Origin of the sequence: Capnocytophaga sp. oral taxon 903, from assembly GCF_013394785.1 — a bacterium.
Classification (GTDB): domain Bacteria; phylum Bacteroidota; class Bacteroidia; order Flavobacteriales; family Flavobacteriaceae; genus Capnocytophaga; species Capnocytophaga ochracea.
Genome location: NZ_JABXYW010000002.1, coordinates 2,073,588 through 2,091,577 on the forward strand (window position 1 = coordinate 2,073,588; position 17,990 = coordinate 2,091,577).

The 17,990-nt window shown below is 38.4% G+C and carries 14 protein-coding genes; 10 read left to right on the top strand and 4 right to left on the bottom strand.

All coding sequences use genetic code 11. From position 1 onward, the window contains the following. Positions 1–736: 736 nt before the first annotated feature. Together HW279_RS08635 and cysK are read left to right on the top strand one after the other, a co-directional pair. Complete coding sequence (locus HW279_RS08635) at positions 737–1,579, top strand: serine O-acetyltransferase (protein WP_178958676.1); 843 nt, start codon at positions 737–739, stop codon at positions 1,577–1,579. Between the two features lie 85 nt (positions 1,580–1,664). Further along, positions 1,665–2,573 (top strand): cysteine synthase A, encoded by a 909-nt coding sequence (gene cysK / locus HW279_RS08640; protein ID WP_178958677.1) that lies wholly within the window; start codon positions 1,665–1,667, stop codon positions 2,571–2,573. 47 nt (positions 2,574–2,620) lie between these two features. On the opposite strand, the gene HW279_RS08645 is transcribed toward cysK, so the two are convergent. The 3 genes from HW279_RS08645 to HW279_RS08655 form a co-directional block, all read right to left on the bottom strand. Continuing rightward, positions 2,621–4,522: a S9 family peptidase gene (locus HW279_RS08645; RefSeq protein ID WP_178958678.1), complete on the bottom strand. Its 1,902-nt coding sequence runs from the start codon at positions 4,520–4,522 to the stop codon at positions 2,621–2,623. Then, a complete protein-coding gene (locus HW279_RS08650) occupies positions 4,519–5,658 on the bottom strand; it encodes a heparan-alpha-glucosaminide N-acetyltransferase domain-containing protein (RefSeq protein WP_178958679.1) in 1,140 nt (379 codons plus the stop codon). The genes HW279_RS08645 and HW279_RS08650 overlap by 4 nt, the downstream gene beginning before the upstream one ends. Before the next feature lie 422 nt (positions 5,659–6,080). Then, the gene (locus HW279_RS08655; RefSeq protein ID WP_002671731.1) at positions 6,081–6,632 is read right to left on the bottom strand and encodes a DUF4199 domain-containing protein; all 552 of its coding nucleotides are present in this window, start codon (positions 6,630–6,632) and stop codon (positions 6,081–6,083) included. Positions 6,633–7,540: 908 nt separating this feature from the next. Here HW279_RS08655 and HW279_RS08660 point away from each other — a divergent pair. The 8 genes from HW279_RS08660 to HW279_RS08695 all read left to right on the top strand — a co-directional run bounded on the left by HW279_RS08660 (position 7,541) and on the right by HW279_RS08695 (position 15,725). Next, the gene (locus HW279_RS08660) at positions 7,541–9,997 is read left to right on the top strand and encodes a hybrid sensor histidine kinase/response regulator (RefSeq protein ID WP_255495809.1); all 2,457 of its coding nucleotides are present in this window, start codon (positions 7,541–7,543) and stop codon (positions 9,995–9,997) included. Positions 9,998–10,046: 49 nt separating this feature from the next. Then, entirely contained in the window at positions 10,047–10,916 is an 870-nt protein-coding gene (locus HW279_RS08665; RefSeq protein WP_178958681.1) for a nucleoside phosphorylase, read from the top strand. 20 nt (positions 10,917–10,936) lie between these two features. Further along, positions 10,937–11,302, top strand: coding sequence for a Na(+)-translocating NADH-quinone reductase subunit F (locus HW279_RS08670; RefSeq protein WP_178959045.1), 366 nt, complete (start codon positions 10,937–10,939; stop codon positions 11,300–11,302). A gap of 48 nt (positions 11,303–11,350) precedes the next feature. Further along, positions 11,351–12,352, top strand: a complete 1,002-nt coding sequence (locus HW279_RS08675; protein ID WP_178958682.1) for a PLP-dependent cysteine synthase family protein — start codon at positions 11,351–11,353, stop codon at positions 12,350–12,352. 34 nt (positions 12,353–12,386) lie between these two features. Beyond that, a complete protein-coding gene (locus HW279_RS08680; RefSeq protein WP_178958683.1) occupies positions 12,387–13,649 on the top strand; it encodes an aminotransferase class I/II-fold pyridoxal phosphate-dependent enzyme in 1,263 nt (420 codons plus the stop codon). Between the two features lie 112 nt (positions 13,650–13,761). After that, positions 13,762–14,460, top strand: a complete 699-nt coding sequence (locus tag HW279_RS08685) for a polyprenol monophosphomannose synthase (protein WP_178958684.1) — start codon at positions 13,762–13,764, stop codon at positions 14,458–14,460. A 16-nt stretch (positions 14,461–14,476) separates the two neighbouring features. Beyond that, positions 14,477–14,842, top strand: coding sequence for a diacylglycerol kinase family protein (locus tag HW279_RS08690; protein WP_178958685.1), 366 nt, complete (start codon positions 14,477–14,479; stop codon positions 14,840–14,842). 7 nt (positions 14,843–14,849) lie between these two features. After that, the gene (locus HW279_RS08695; protein ID WP_178958686.1) at positions 14,850–15,725 is read left to right on the top strand and encodes a DMT family transporter; all 876 of its coding nucleotides are present in this window, start codon (positions 14,850–14,852) and stop codon (positions 15,723–15,725) included. A gap of 32 nt (positions 15,726–15,757) precedes the next feature. Here the strand turns inward: HW279_RS08695 and metG are convergent, their stop codons facing one another. Then, on the bottom strand, positions 15,758–17,824 hold the full coding sequence (gene metG, locus HW279_RS08700; RefSeq protein ID WP_178958687.1) for a methionine--tRNA ligase: 2,067 nt from the start codon (positions 17,822–17,824) through the stop codon (positions 15,758–15,760). Positions 17,825–17,990: the final 166 nt, after the last annotated feature.

Sequence of the window (17,990 nt, forward strand, 5' to 3'; positions counted from 1 at the left end):
AACATCTGTTAAATATAACAGAATACTATTTTTTCAATCGCTTTTGCATCACTATATTACCTCATATTACCTCTCGTCGAATACATTTAACCTTTGCACCTCCTACTATCCCCTTCCTTCCATTTCTTTCAAAGTCTTCCCGAAACCTCTAATAAGTCACTTTTGCATTTGTTAAATCCCAAATTTCCTAACTTTCAAATTGACTAATTCTTTAATTTACCCTTCCTTTTCTTTCGTCTCGAAACCCTGTTTTTGGCATTTTTAGTGCTGTTGTATGATATTATGAATCAACTATTTATATACCCTTTCTATACCAATCTTCCAAGATTCGTATAAGCTTCCTATAAGCTTTCTATAAGCTAAGCATACCCATTTTACCTCTTATCTTTTATCTTTTACCTGAATCACCTCTTCCGTTCCTCTTCGTTATCTTTCTGCTTCCTCATCTCTTTTCTAAGACAATCCTAGAACTCCGATTATATCTTTTTGTATAACAAAGAAAATAAAAATATTTCAGTTTTTCTTTGGTAGTTAGAAAAATATTCTTACCTTTGCCCCGATTAATAGAATAGTACTGTATGAAACTGTATGCTTTTCAAATAATGATGATGTGTTGTACCTTCCCTGTAAGCGGTGCAAGGCTCGTTATTTCTTGAAAGTATCAGTATATATATTTTAGTAAACGAAATAACAACACCCCACTGCTAATAGGTAGTGGGGCTATTTTTTTATAATAATGACAAAAGTAAATTGTACCGAGAGTTTCATTATCGAACTCTATCAAGAAAGTAAAAATATCAAACATCACGTAAGCAAACAGCGTATTAACGCCTTTGTAGAAGAACTCTTTCAGTTCTTATTTCTCATAGATGAGCGTACTTGTCTCTCTAAAGTGAATATAGAAGCACGCTATGAGGAATTGCGTTATGATTTTATCAGTATTGTAGATGATTTTCTGCAAAACAAACCTCAAAAAGAGCAACTAACTGATTATTACGATTGTATTTTGCCCACTATTTATGCTCAATTAAAACAAGATGCTCAGTATTTTATCGATAGTGACCCAGCAGCTACCTCTCTCAGAGAAGTACAAGTTACCTATCCTGGTTTCTTTGCTATTATGGTATATCGTATCGCTCACGAACTATGGACGCGCGAAGTACCACTCTTGCCCCGTATACTCACCGAATACGCCCATAGCAAAACAGGTATCGACATTCACCCAGGAGCAACCATTGGCGTCCCTTTTATGATAGACCACGGTACGGCTATCGTTATTGGTGAAACTACGGTTATAGGTAACCACGTAAAAGTATACCAAGGGGTTACCTTAGGGGCACTCTCAGTATCGGTAGATAAGGCTCATACCAAGCGTCATCCTACTATTCAAGACAATGTGGTAATTTACTCAGGTGCCACAATCTTAGGGGGTGAAACCGTAATAGGTCACGATAGCGTTATTGGCGGGAACGTATGGCTTACCCATAGCATAGAACCTTTTACTAAAGTTTTCCACAAGAGTCAAATCATAGTAAAAGACAACGAAGTGTATGAAGAACCTATTAATTTTGTAATTTAGTCTTTAAACATTAGTTCCTAATACCAATTCACTAATCATTAACCACTAACCATTAACAAACACGTAACTAATAAATAATTATATAATGGCGTACAAAAATGTTTTAGAACTTATCGGGCGTACTCCCGAAGTGAAAATTAATCGATTGTTTGGTAAAGATGCCAACGTATTTATCAAGTTAGAACGCTTGAACCCAGGCGGTAGTATTAAAGACCGTATCGCACTCGCAATGATTGAAGATGCTGAAAACAAAGGTGTCCTCAATAAAAATACTGTGATTGTGGAGCCTACCTCAGGTAATACAGGGGTTGGGCTTGCCTTAGTAGCTGCCGTAAAAGGTTATAAGCTCATTGTGGTAATGCCCGAATCTATGAGTATAGAGCGCCGTAAACTGGTATCGGCTTATGGGGCTGAGGTTGTATTAACTCCAAAAGAAAAAGGAACAGGAGGTGCCATTGCCAAAGCCCTCGAAATAGCCGAAGGTAAACCTAACTATTGGGTGCCTCAACAGTTCGAGAACCCTGCTAACCCTGAGGTACACGAGCGCACTACTGCTCAAGAAATCTTGCAATCCTTCCCCGATGGCTTTGATTATTTTGTAACAGGAGTCGGTACTGGTGGACATATTTCTGGGGTATCCAAAGTGCTTAAACAACACTTCCCTCATCTTAAAACCATAGCCGTAGAACCTGAACTATCACCCGTGCTCAGTGGAGGAGTAGCAGGTCCTCACCCTCTGCAAGGAATAGGTGCTGGTTTTGTACCAAAGAATTACGATACTAAGCTAATAGATGATATTCTGTTAATAAGTAAAGATGAGGCTTTTGAATATGCCCGCAAGTTAGCGAAAGAAGAAGGTATTTTAGCTGGTATTTCTACGGGAGCTTCTTTGGCAGCCGTAGCCAAAGTACTCAAAAAAGACCCTAAGGCACGTGTCCTTACTGTAAACTATGATACAGGCGAACGCTATTGGTCAGTAGAAGGACTCTTCTAATATATAGAAAAAAGAGGCTACCCGATTAGGATAGCCTCTTTTTAGTTTTATAATGTTTCTTTTAGCCATTTGAAAAACGTTCTCTGCCATAAGAGTCCGTTTTGAGGTTGTAATACCCAGTGATTCTCATCAGGAAAATAAAGTAACTCACTCTTGATGCCTCTCAGTTGAGCTGCTGTAAAAGCTTGGAATCCCTGTTCTTCGGGTACTCGGTAGTCTTTCCCTCCGTGAATGATGAGAATAGGGGTGTCCCATTCTGTAATCTTTTCTATAGGATTAAACTCTTTATACGATTTTTGCGCTACAGCGTTCTTTTTATCCCAATAAGCACCTCCTATTTCGTTATTGTTGAAGAAGAGCTCTTCGGTAGTGCCATACATACTTTGTAAGTTGAATACTCCGCAATGGGCAATAAACGTCTTAAAGCGTTTTTGGTGAATACCTGCTAAGTAGTAGATTGAATATCCTCCGTAGCTGGCACCTATAGCTCCCAATCGTTCCTTGTCTACATAAGGTTCCTTAGCAATATCATCAATAGCCGATAGGTAATCGCGCATAGGCTGTCCACCCCAATCTCCACTGATTTCTGCATTCCATTCTACTCCAAAGCCTGGTAATCCTCTGCGGTTAGGAGCTATCACTATATAACCTTGCGAAGCCATTACTTGGAAGTTCCAACGGAAACTGTAAAATTGGCTCACAACAGATTGTGGTCCTCCTTGGCAGTAGAGTAGGGTAGGGTACTTCTTGTTAGGGTCAAAGTTCGGTGGGTAAATTACCCAAGCGTGCATTCTCTTGCCGTCAGTAGTTTTAATGATACGCTCCTTAATAGGACATTCAGCAATCCCTTTGTATAGTTCATCGTTAAAATGTGAAAGCTGTGATAGTGTTATGCGCCCTTTTTTCTCTTTTAAATTGATAGTATACAGTTCAGCTGCGTGGTTCATATCCGTGCGCATCACAACCAATTGGTCTCCTGCTTGTCCTACTATACTATTCACATCAAATACACCTTGTGTGAGTTGTCTTGGAGAAGTATCTTTACTAAAAGGAGCTACTACAAACACTTGCTCTGTTCCTTGTGTAGCCGCAATTAGGTATATTTGCTTCCCATCGTTGCTCCATCGGTAACTGAAAATAGTATTATCCCAGTTAGCTGTAAGGTTAATGCGCTTGCCGTCCTTCAATATATAAAGGTCGTTTTTATCAGCTTCATTACCGTCGTGTGCCATACTGAGCCACGCAAGTACCCCCTCTTTGCTATACTGAGGGTTAGTGTCATACCCCATCATTCCTTCGGTGAGGTTTGTTGTTTTTTTCGAGCTGAGGTCGTACTCGTAGATATCAGTATTAGTGCTTAGTACATAATCAGTGCCTACTTTGGCTTTGGTAACATAAAGTACCTTTTTGCCGTCGAGACTCCATATATAATCCTCATCACCTCCAAAAGGTAACTGCGGACAGTAATAGGGCAGTCCTTCCATTATATCGGTTTGTTTACCATTACTATCTTCTATCATCACGTGATTGTAACTGCCTTCATTCCACGTATCCCAATGGCGGTGGTCTAAGCTACTGTATAGTTTCCCCGATGATTTTTCTAAGTCGTTATAAAAGTCTTTCCCTAAAACCGACTTTAATTTTACTTCCTTATGAGTGAGTTTTAGGCTTTTATCGGTATTGTATTTAGCTGTGAGTTTTTCTACCTCTTCTTTGCTTATAGGAATGGGAACACCTCCTTTTACGGCAAGTTTATAGTATTCTTTGTTAAAAGTATTTTCCTTTATATTTGGAGTACTCACACTCACCAATACGTATTGTTGGTCGGGGGTAATACCTATACCATTCACACGATGTAGTTCCCATAGTTTTTCGGGGGTGAGAGGTTGTTGTGCTTGTATGCTATTAAATGCCATAACCGAAGCTAAAATAATAAGATGTTTTTTCATTCCTTAACAAATAAGGCAACAAGCCTTCCTAATAGTTTTACAATAAATTGGTAACTCTCTACCAAAAACGCTCTGATTTCTTTTAGTACAAAGCCAATACCCGATTTGATAACAGGTTTTACCCGGTTGTAAATAAACGATAACCATACGCATACGGCTATAAAGGCAGGTGCTCCTAATACCACTTGATAAGGTTTCAACTGTCCTCCGAAGTGCTGTATAAGCCCGTGTGAGGTAATACTACCGTATATGATAAAGCAGTGTATAACGTAAATCGATAGGGTGTTTTGCCCAATAGTTTTAATCAGTTGTGAAGTAATCACATTGCGCATTAGGGCAAAGAAACCAAATACAAGCAATACATTCCCCAAACGTAAATAAGCAAAATCCTGCATTAATCGCTCAAAAAATGACGAATGATTAATATAGAACAGTTGTTCTATCATAAAGTGAAAACCCCACAACAAGAATGCTCCTACGCTTAGAAATAGCAGAATAGCATTACGGTATAGGTGAGGGTGATTTTTATATCGCTGAAATAGATATCCCATAAAACCTCCAAACGACACATAGCCAAACCAAGGAAAAATAGGAAAGAAACTACCGTGTGCACGAGTCAAGTAATTAGCAATCGGCAAGGGTAGTGAATCAAAGCGCAAATCCTTGTAAAAAGGCTCAAAAGTGAACGCCAATAGGGTAGTGGTGAGCAATATCGTAGGCATTACCCACGACTTGCGGTTATATGAAAGTAAGTAAGTAGCGATGAGCAACAAGAGCGAAAGCCCAATACAGTGGAGTACATCTACACTTTGGAAACTCATACGCAAGAAGTAAGCAATACCGATGAGCATCAGTCCACGCCTAATACCTTTCATCACACGAGGGTTATTCCAGCCTACTTTTGTAGCATCACTTTCTTTTACCAATAAAAAAGTGAAGATAAACCCCGAAACAGTGAAGAACACAGGAGCGGTAATACCAGTGCAGTAGTGCCATAGCCAGTATATAAAGTTATTTTCGTCGCGGTAGCGGTCAGCAAGTAGCCCATTTATAAAGTGCCCTTGTAGCATCATACAGATAGCAAAGGCGCGAATCACATCTATGAAGTCAAGTCTGAATTTCTTTATTTTTTCCATAATCTTAATATCATAAAGAGGGTGCAAAGGTACAAAATAAATAACAATTAGCAAGTAATAGTTAAGAACTAACTAAGGAAAACGCACGAAATTCAATGAGTAAAGAAGTGTGGCTTACGTCATTATGAATTAAACAAAAATTGAGATTTTCCCTTGTGTAAAAGGTTTTAGCAAAGTATTTTAGGTAGCTTACTACCGATTTTTTTAAAATTTTGAAACTAATTTATTTCAATTTCTGTTTCTTCTTTTTAAAAGGAAATTTTATGTGTTTGACTTAATAGTATCAACAAGCAACGAGCAATATTAGCTCTTTTATAATAAAAGAACTTTGCCAAAGTTTCAATAGCTTGTTGCGCTACAATCTTTGACAAAGTTTTATTACTGATAATCAGTTGTTTTTATCTATTGAGAGGTATCAACCATTAAAGAGGCATTGGGCGTTCTTTCTTCTTCACAGCTCCTACTATAGCCGAGATAATAACCCCTCCAATGGCAGAGCCCAATATCGATGAAAAGAATGTCCATACCACAGAAGGCTTGCTTTGAAGTGTTTTTTCGCGAAGCTCTTCCATTTGCTCTTCACTGAAATTAGAGGTAAAGGCACTCATTTTTTCCATTGTAACCTCTACTACTTTTTCATAATAGTTAGGGTCAATAACAGTAGTGTAGATTACACTGTAAATAGCAGCGATTACCCCTCCCACGAGAGCGGTTACTATCCCCACTTTAATAGCTTCACCTACAGTTAAGAAACCGTCGTTAGCCGTTTTGTACTGCTGAACAGCCATCACGATAAAAACTACACAGATAGCTAAATTCAATAGCCAAGTGATAGCACCTATCAAAAAACTTCCAGTGTACAAAAGGTTTGTTACGTACAGCAATACGCTTAAAACTACACAAGCAACCCCCAATAAAATACCGTTTCTAAGTGCAATACTTAGGAAATTTACATTTTTTGTTTCCATAAACATTGAATATTTAAGTTAATGCCACAAAAGTAGAAAAAATATTAATACATACAATAAAAAAAATAATTTTTTCTTCTTTTTTTCTCACCTCGGAAATCCCCTTGTATAAATCATTTCTTATAAACACCAGTTCTACAACAAATTATCTTCTGCTCTCAATCTTATCTTCGCTTTAGTGTTATAGACTTTGCCAAGATTTAACTTTGGCAGAGTAGAAGTCCTCTCAATAACCTTCTTTTTATCTCTGTTTTAACGTTAACTTTTCTTCGCCTTTCCTTCGTTGATTGTTCGTCTTTCCTTCGTCTTTCCTTCGTCTTTTGTTCGTTCTTTGTTCGTTCTTTGTTCGTTCATTCTTTATCTGCCCGTGCGGCTCGCACCGTCTTTTATTCATTGTAGACCCATTGTAGACCCATTGTAGACCCATTGTAGACCCACTGTAGACCCACTGTAGACCCACTGTAGACCCACTGTAGACCCACTGTAGACCCACTGTAGACCCACTGTAGACCCACTGTAGACCCACTGTAGACCCACTGTAGACCCACTGTAGACCCACTGTAGACCCACTGTAGACCCACTGTAGACCCACTGTAGACCCACTGTAGAGCCACTGTAGATCCTCTCATTGTTCAATTATCCTATAAGCTTTATATAATTTTCTCCCAATTTCACCATTAACCATTAATCATTAACCATTAATCATTAACCATTAATCATTAACCATTAATCATTAATCATTAATCATTAATCATTAATCATTAATCATTAATCATTAATCATTAATCATTAACCATTTTTTTGTCTTTTACTTCTTAAAAACATAGATTTTTCTTATTATAGTTGTACATTAAAAAAAAAGTCGTACTTTTGTCGGTTAATAAATGTCTTTTTTACGCACTAAAATACTCAAAATGAAGTCAAACAAAGTAACTCTTAAAGTTATTGTGAGCTATGTATTGCTCATCTGCGTGTCTATTGTAGCTGGATATGTAGTCTATAAAGAAATACAAAAACTCTCACACCAAGAAGAAATTAACCAGCAAGATAGAAATAAAATTATCCAAATTAGCAAGATACTCACCCTGATGAACGATACCGAAAGCGCAGGAAGGGTCGCTATACGTACCGATGATAGAGAAGCGCTTCAAGTTTTCTTAGAAAAGAATGTTACTTTACAGAATGAGGTACTAAAATTTCGCCGTGATATTACTTCCGAAAGACAGCTCTTAACCCTCGATACTATTACTTCTTTGCTAAATCTTAAAAGTGAAAACTTGCAGGAGTTAAAAGCTTTTCAAGAAAGCGACAGTACTTCTATCATTATTCGCAGTGCCATCAGTAAGCTCTCAAGTTTGGAACCTTATTTAGGTTATGAAGTATATAATAAAACCTATTCCCGACGTAAAAATAAAGAATATACCCCTGTTCCTGCTACTGATATTGCTTCTATCTTAAAGAAGTATAAGAACATCAAGATTCCAAAGACGTTCAAAAATACCAAATTCGATAAGGTAGTAATGGAAACGCTTACCTTGCTCAATAAGGTAAATGAAGATACCCAAGAGTCTAAAAGCCAAATTAATGAACGAATGCAAAGCCTTTGGCAAAACGATGTGCGTTTATCTCAAAAACTTGACGACCTACTACATAATTTTGAAGAAGAGGTATTGGCTAATTCACAAAAACTAAGTCAAGAGCGTCGAGCTATTTTTGAGAATAGTAAAAACCTATTGATGTTAGCCTTTTTGGTAGCTTTGGGCATTATAGCCATTTCTTCTATTGTGATTATCAATGATTTTGTTACCTCTCAACGTTATCGTCGCAAACTCGAAACCGCTAACCGGAAATCGTATAATCTACTGAAAAACCGTGAGCAACTCATTTCTATGGTAAGCCACGATTTGCGTACTCCATTGAGTTCTATTGTGGGATATTCCGAATTGCTTAGCAAACAGAAAATCTCCGATAAGGGTAAGAATTATCTTTCACATATCAAGTATTCATCAGAATATATTTCTAAATTAGTAGATGAACTATTAGATTATACTCGTATCGAGGCAGGAAAAATATCTGTTGAAAAAGTTCCTTTCAATACCGCCGAAATTATTGATGAGGTAGCCAATAATGTGAAGTCAGCTTATAAAACTAAGGAAATAAACCTTACCTTTACTTTTTCCGAAACGGTAAATAATCTAAACTTTTCAAGCGATGCTTATCGTGTGAAACAGATATTGTATAACCTCATTTCTAATGCCTTTAAGTTTACCGAACGCGGGAACGTACACATACAAGCCGATGCACGTCCGTTAAGCAACGATGTGTATGAAATAGGTATTGCCGTTACCGATACAGGTATTGGTATAAAGAAAGAACAGCAACAACACATCTTTGATGAGTTTACTCAAGCCAACGATGAGATTTCTAAGCGTTATGGAGGTTCTGGTTTAGGCTTGCATATCTCTCAAAAATTAGCGCATCTGCTCAGAGGTAAGATATATTTAGAGAGTAATGAAGGCAAGGGCAGTACCTTTACCTTACGCTTCTTAGCCGAAAAAGTAGTAGAGCGTACCAAAGCACCTCAAATTATAACCTCAAACAAGCCTGCCAATAAGATTTCAATTATAGTAATTGATGACGATTTCTCTATCCTTAGTCTCATTGAAGAACTCTTGAAGCAGAAGGGCATTAACGCTATTACATTTAACAATGGTAAAGATGCGTTTACTCAAATGACTAACTATAATTTCGACTTGGTAATTACCGATATACAATTGCCCGAAATGAATGGCTTCCACTTTGTAACGCTCTTCAATGAACAGTATAAGAACAACCCGCTTCCTGTATTAGCCATTACAGGCAGACGCGACGTCCCCGAAAGTTTTTATATGAAGAGTGGCTTCTCTGGTATCCTTCCTAAACCGTTTACTCCTGAGCAGTTTTATGAGAAACTAAAAGTCTTTTTCCCTAAGCTTGACACCAAAGTAGAACAAAAGACAATTATCTTAACCGATAATGCTACCACAGGAGGATATACTCCTGAGGTATTGGAGAACTTTATGGGAGATGATATAGAAGGTATTGTTAATATTTATCAACATTTCTTAGCCGAAACAGATACTAATTTGGAAAACTTAAAAATCTATGTTGATAATAAGGATTACAAAGGCATTAAGGCAATAGCTCATAAAATGACCAGTATGTTTGCACAGATAAATGCCAAGCGTGAATCCGAAATACTTATCTATTTAAATAAGGTAACTAATGAAAGCATTTCAGACTTACATTCTCAAATTCATAAGTTAGAACAGCTGTTTAACAATGAATGTAAACCAGCTATTGAAAGTTATTTAAAGAAAATAATGCAATAAGTCAAATATAAATAAGTAATAATATTTTAGAATTAAAACCCACCATACTATGATTAAAGAATCTGAACTTATCTTGAATCCCGATGGTAGTATTTACCACATCAATTTGCGACCTGAACAAGTAGCCGATACCATTATTTTGGTAGGCGACCCTAACCGTGTGCCTCGTGTGAGTGCTTATTTTGACAATATAGAATTTAGCACCCAAAAACGCGAATTCTGCACTCATACAGGTTCTTATAAAGGCAAACGCCTTACTGTGATTTCCACTGGTATAGGTCCTGATAATATCGACATTGTTATCAACGAACTCGATGCCCTTGCCAATATTGATTTGAACACCCGTAAGCCCAAAGAACAGCTCACCTCGCTCAATATAGTGCGTTTCGGTACCTCTGGCTCTCTACAAGCCGATATACCCGTAGATAGTTTTGTGCTATCTTCCCACGGATTAGGTATGGACAATATGTTCCATTCGTATAAAGATAGTCCTAAGGTACGTGAACTCGCTATGGAAGAGGCTTTTATTGCTCATACAAATTGGAATCCTCTCAAAGGTCGCCCTTATATCATCGCTTGCGGACAAGAACTCAAAAAACGCCTCCTCACCGATAAGGTATTTGAAGGAATTACTGGTACTGCTCCAGGCTTCTATGGTCCTCAAGGACGCGTATTGCGCTTGCCTGTGCAAGACCCTGACCTCAACGACAAGCTCCACAGCTTCAATCACAATGGTCATCGTATGACGAACCTCGAAATGGAAACCTCTGCTATCTATGGGCTTTCTAAACTCTTAGGACACCAAGCCGTTTCACTCAATGCTATCATTGCCAATCGCCCTACAGGTACTTTCACCAAGGATACTAAAAAAGTAGTAGAAAACTTGATAGTGTATGGCTTAGAACAATTGGCAAAATAGTCGCTATATAAAAAGTGAATATGACACCCCTCACAGGTCAAGAACTCCACAATTTAGCAATGAACATTGTAGGCTCTGCTTTGCAAGACGAACTACAATGGGAATTTCTATTAGTGAATAGTGAACTCAAACGCGACCCTCAATTTGTGTGTGTGGATAAAAAGAACCAAAAGTACTTTATCATTGTGCGGGCAGTGCCTTATGGCGACGACCCTACCAAATATGATATCGTATTTATGGAAGTGGTGCGCAAACACGCCGAAAAACACAACGCTCGTACTTTCTACGCTGGTGTAGGGCTTAGCAATATAACAGATGAAACTCTCCCTTTATATAAAGATGAGCCTTATAAACTCAACTTTCAAGGACTCATAGAAATTTGCTAATTGACAAATTATTCGTATTTTTGCCACTCAAAATAAACTAAGTAACTAATGAAAATAGATGAATCATTGAACGTACATAGTAGCTTACTACAACTCATTGGTAATACGCCCCTTTTGGAATTGCATAAAATTACCAAAGGTCTCAAAGGGCGTTATTTTGCAAAGCTTGAGGCTTTCAATGTGGGTCATTCTGCTAAGGATAGGGTGGCTAAGTACATTGTAGAAGATGCCGAACGCAAGGGATTACTTAAACCAGGTAGTACCATCGTAGAAACTAGCTCTGGCAACACGGGCTACAGTTTAGCAATGATAAGTGCCCTAAGAGGCTACCGCTGTATCATTGCTATTAGCGATAAATCGTCTCACGACAAAGTGGAAATGCTTCAAGCCTTAGGAGCAGAGGTACATTTGTGTCCTGCAAATGTCGCTCCCGATGACCCTCGCTCTTACTACGAAGTAGCAAAACGTATCCACAACGAAACTCCTAATTCTATCTATGTCAATCAGTATTTCAATCCGCTCAACCCTGAAGCTCATTACCAGACAGGTCGTGAGATATGGGAACAAACGCAAGGCGAGATTACTCACGTAGTGGTATGTAGTGGAACAGGCGGTACCATTTCAGGTATTGCCCACTACCTAAAAGAGCAAAACCCAAGAGTGCAAGTACTGGGGGTAGATGCCTATGGCTCAGCTATCAAAAAATATCACGAAACCCGAGAGTTTGACCCTGCTGAAGTATATCCATACAAAATAGAAGGAATGGGTAAAAACTTGATTCCTACTGCTACTGATTTTGATGTTATTGATGAGTTTATCAAAGTAACCGATAAAGATGCTGCACTTATGGCTCGCAAATTAGCACGTACCGAAGGACTCTTTATGGGCTACACAAGCGGGGCTGCAATGCAAGCCATAAAACAATATGCCGAAGCAGGTAAATTCGACGAAAATAGCATCATAGTAGTCCTCTTCGCCGACCACGGTTCGCGCTATATGAACAAAATCTACAGCGACGACTGGATGAAAAAACAAGGATTTATTGACTAACAATTATCAATTAACAAAATAAGATAAAGAACGAATGAAAGATTTATTTGAGCATATTTATGCAAATAAAGGAAGTATAGGGCGCTGGTCAGAACACGCCGAGGGGTATTATGTATTCCCTAAATTGGAAGGCGAATTAGGTCCTCATATGAAATTTCAAGGAAAAGAAACCCTCAACTGGAGTATCAACGACTATTTAGGACTTGCTAACCACCCCGAGGTGCGCAAAGTAGATGCCGAAGCAGCTGCTGAGTATGGTGCGGCTTACCCTATGGGGGCTCGTATGATGAGTGGGCATACTACTATGCACGAAGAACTCGAAAAACGTTTAGCTAAATTTGTACACAAAGAAGCTGCTTATTTGCTCAACTTCGGCTACCAAGGAATGGTATCTATCATTGATGCTTTGGTAACTAAGAATGATGTTATCGTGTACGATGTCGATTCACACGCTTGTATTATTGATGGGGTACGCTTGCACTTTGGCAAACGCTATACCTACCAACATAACGATATGGAGAGCTTCGAGAAAAACTTAGAACGTGCTGCCAAATTAGCCGAAACTACAGGAGGCGGTATCTTGGTGATTTCTGAAGGAGTTTTTGGTATGCGTGGCGAACAAGGTAAACTTAAAGAAATTGTAGCTCTTAAAAAGAAATACAATTTCCGCCTTTTAGTAGACGATGCTCACGGTTTTGGTACTTTAGGGCCTCGTGGTGAGGGAACAGGTGTTCACCAAGGCATACAAGATGAAATTGATGTTTATTTCTCTACTTTTGCCAAATCAATGGCAGGTATTGGGGCTTTCGTAGCTGGAAATGCCAAAGTAGTAGATTATCTTAAATACAATCTCCGCTCTCAAATGTTTGCTAAATCACTTCCGATGATTTATGTAAAAGGTGCTTTGAAACGTTTGGAAATGATGGAAACAATGCCTGAACTACAACAAAAGTTATGGGATAATGTAAATCGTTTGCAAAACGGACTTAAAGAGCGTGGTTTCAATATTGGTAATACCAATACTTGCGTAACGCCTGTATTCTTGCACGGTAGTATTCCAGAAGCAATGGCTATGGTAAACGACCTACGCGAGCACTATGGTATCTTCTTGTCAATAGTAGTTTATCCTGTGATTCCAAAAGGAATGATACTCTTGCGCATTATTCCTACCGCTTCACATAGTAAAGAAGATATCGACCGCACTTTGGAAGCGTTTTCAGCTATTCGTGAGAAACTCGAAACAGGTGTATACCGCGCTATGAATGCTGAACTTACTAAAGAAATGGGAGATATGTAATTAATTATTAATTAAAAAAAATACTTTGCCAAAGTGAGATAGCTTACTGTGCTACGACCAACTTTGGCAAAGTTTTTGTGTATACCCACCTTGTTAAATTATTAATTGTCCATTGTTAATTGTCATTCCTACATACAACGAAATTGAAAATATAGAAGCTATCATAAAGGCTGTATTTGCCCAAAGTGATAAGTTTCACATTCTTATTGTAGACGACAATTCTCCTGATGATACTGCCGATAAGGTACGTGAATTACAAAATATTTATCCTAACCAACTTTTTTTAGAGGTACGCACAGAGAAAAAAGGCTTAGGAACAGCTTATATTCACGGCTTTCAGTGGGCATTAGCACGTGACTATGAATATATTTTCGAGATGGATGCCGATTTTTCTCATAATCCTACTGACCTCTTGCGACTTTATGAGGCTTGTCAGCAAGGTGCTGATGTAGCAATTGGGTCGCGTTATATAAAAGGGGTGAATGTAGTGAATTGGCCTTTGCAACGCATCTTGTTGTCCTATGGGGCTTCTATCTATGTGAGGGTGATTACGGGAATGAAAATTAAAGACCCTACTGCTGGCTTTGTGTGTTACCACCGAAGGGTATTAGAGAGCATCGACCTGAATACTATCCGATTTGTAGGCTATGCCTTTCAAATAGAGATGAAGTATCGTGCTTATCTTAAAAAGTTTAAAATTACAGAAGTACCTATCATCTTTACCGATAGAACTAAAGGAAAATCAAAAATGAATAAAAGCATTATCCGTGAAGCTATCTTTGGCGTTATCGGAATGCGATTTAAGAAATAAATCAGCATAAAGAATTATGGAATTTATAAGAAAAAGACTCAAAAGCTTACAATATGTATTTCAAGGTTTGTTTTATTTAATAAAGAATGAACCTCCAGTGATGGTACATATTGCCATCTCTTTAGTATGGGTGATTTTAGGCTTTTGTTTCGGCATTACTACCAATGAATGGATTATACAGCTTTTGTGTATAGGGTTAGTTCTTTCGGTTGAAGGACTCAATACAGCCGTTGAAAAGCTATGTGACTTCATTCACCCCGATCATCATAAAACTATTGGGATTATCAAAGATGTTGCTGCCGGAAGTGTAGGCTTTGCTGTGATACCTGTAAGCATTGTGCTCTGTATCATCTATTATCCCTATGTAATGGGACTCTTTTAATTTTACTATGAAAGATATAGTAAAAGGGTATTTAGCAGCTTTTATTTCAGCGGTTACTTATGGTATGATTCCGCTGTTTATGATTCCTATCAAGCAGCAAGGTTTTTCAGTAGATGCAGCACTTTTCTATCGTTTCATTACTACAAGTCTCTTTATTATGGGGTATCTTTTCTACCGAAAAGAGACACTGCGCATTACCCCGCGCGAAGTATTTATCTTTCTTGTTTTAGGATTGCTGTACGCCCTTTCAGCTGAATTTCTCTTTCTTGCCTACGATTTGCTCTCCCCAGGAATTGCTTCTACTATATTTTTTATGTATCCGCTTATAGTAGCACTTGCTTTGGGTGTTTTCTTCAAAGAACGTATTACTTTTCCTACGATTTTAGCACTTTTGATTGTATTAGTAGGCGTTTTCTTGCTTAGTGTAAAAGATGTTACAAACTTTTCTATCAACTATATAGGGGCAGGAGTATCATTGCTTGGGGCACTCTCTTATGCGCTATATATGCTCATTGTCAATAAGTCTAAAATATCAGCTTCAGGAATAAAAGTATCGTTTTATTCTACTTTATTTTCTTCAGTTTATTTTCTTGTAAAACTATGGGTTATAGGTACACCTCTTCCTATCCCCGAAGTAAAGATGTGTTTACTACTCACAAGTTTCGGTATAGTAACTACTTTGTTTTCTATCATCACCCTTATTTATGCTATCAGAATGATAGGTTCTACTCCTACGGCTATTATTGGGGTAATGGAACCCATTGTAGCAGTGGCTATTAGTATTTGGATATTTCAACAAGAAAGCCTTACTACAAACCTAATTATAGGAGTGCTACTCATTATCATTGCGGTAATGATAGATATTTTAAAAAGAAAAAAGTAGAGATACAATGTAACTCTACTTTTATAATATTCTTACTTTACTTCAGTACCATTAGTAATTCCATCGGCATCAGGATTGATGAAGGTGTATTTGCCTTCGGAATTTTCTACCATTAGTATCATTCCTTGGCTTTCTACACCGCGTAGTTTGCGCGGAGCAAGGTTTACCAATACAGTTACCTTTTTACCTATAATCTCTTCAGGGGCAAAACTTTGGGCTATACCGGAAACGATAGTACGTTTATCAATACCTGTATCTACTTTTAAAATGAGAAGTTTATCTGCCTTAGGCATCTTTTCAGCTTCCAAGATAGTACCAATACGAATATCCATCTTTGCAAAATCATCGTAACTGATGAGTTCTTTTTGTGGAGCTACTTCAGTTTCAGCATTGGCTTGGGCTTCTTGCTTATTAGCTAATTTAGTATTCTCTAAACGCTGTAATTGCTTTTCGATAGCGGCATCTTCAATCTTTTCAAAAAGAAGTTCCGCAACGCCTATGCGATGTCCTGCTTTTAGCAATTCGGTGGCGTTTGTTTTTAGACTTTCCCAAGTAATTGTCCCCAATTGCAACATACGTTTGAGTTTCTCGGAAGTGAAAGGCAAGAAAGGTTCGCTAGCAACTGCCAAAGCCGTTGCGATTTGTAAAGCTATGTACATTACAGTTTTTACACGCTCTGGGTCAGTTTTGATGAGTTTCCAGGGTTCTTCATCAGCTAAATATTTATTGCCTAAGCGTGCCATATTCATCAACTCTTGTTGGGCTTCGCGAAAACGGTAACGTTCTAATGATTGTTCTATCTTCTCGGTAAATTCTGTGATTTTACGAAGAGTTTCAGTATCTACGTTATTATAAGTATCTGCTTGTGGTACAACTCCTTCATAATATTTCTGCGTTAGCACCACCACTCTGTTGATGAAATTCCCAAAGATAGCCACAAGTTCATTGTTGTTACGCGCTTGGAAGTCTTTCCAAGTAAAGTCGTTGTCTTTGGTTTCGGGAGCGTTGGCAGTAAGAACATAACGCAATACATCTTGCTGATTAGGAAAATCTTGCAAATACTCGTGTAACCACACAGCCCAGTTTTTGGAGGTAGAGAGTTTGTTGCCTTCTAAGTTTAGGAACTCATTTGCAGGCACATTTGCAGGCAGTATAAAGCTACCTTCAGCCTTGAGCATTGCTGGGAAGATAATGCAATGGAATACGATATTGTCTTTCCCAATGAAATGCACCAATTGGGTATCACTGTCTTGCCAATAAGGACGCCAGTCTTTGCCTTCGCGTTCAGCCCACTCTTTAGTAGAAGAAATATAACCGATAGGCGCATCGAACCACACATAGAGCACTTTGCCTTCAGCGCCTTCTACGGGTACGGGAATTCCCCAATCGAGGTCGCGGGTTACAGCACGCGGTTTGAGTTCGTCGTCTAACCAACTTTTTACTTGCCCATATACATTGGGTTTCCAATCGGATTTGTGACCTTCTAATATCCATTTTTCCAAAAACTCTTGGTAGCGATTGAGGGGCAAAAACCAGTGTTTGGTAGCTTTTAGCGTAGGTTTGCTTCCTGTGATTGATGATTTAGGGTCGATGAGATCGGTAGCGTTGAGCGAGCTACCACAACGCTCACATTGGTCGCCATAAGCTTCTGGGTTACCACATTTCGGGCAAGTACCAATCACAAAGCGGTCGGCAAGGAATTGGTGAGCTTCTTCATCATAGAGTTGTTCTGATATTTCTTCGATAAAATCACCTTGTTCATACAGTTTTTTGAAGAAATCGGAAGCTGTTTGGTGATGGATAGGGGCAGAAGTACGCGAATAATTATCGAATGAAATGCCAAAATCAGCAAATGATTGCTTGATAATCGCGTGGTATTTATCGATAATAGCCTGAGGGGTAGTACCTTCTTTTTTGGCTTTGATAGAGATGGCTACTCCGTGTTCATCGCTTCCGCAAATAAAGGCTACATCGTTGTTTTTTAAGCGTTGATAACGTGCAAAAATATCAGCTGGCACATATACTCCCGCCAAATGACCGATGTGAATAGGTCCATTGGTATAGGGTAGGGCTGCCGTAATGGTATAACGTTTAGACATTTTTTGAGTTTTGAATTATATATTTTTGGGTGGCAAAGGTACGAATAAAAGTGAAAAGTGAAAAGTGAAAAGTGAAAAAGTATATTCTACGAGTGCGAGCCACACGGGCAGGTGCGAGCCGCACGGGCAGATAATGAACAAATGACGAAGGAAAGACGAACAAAAG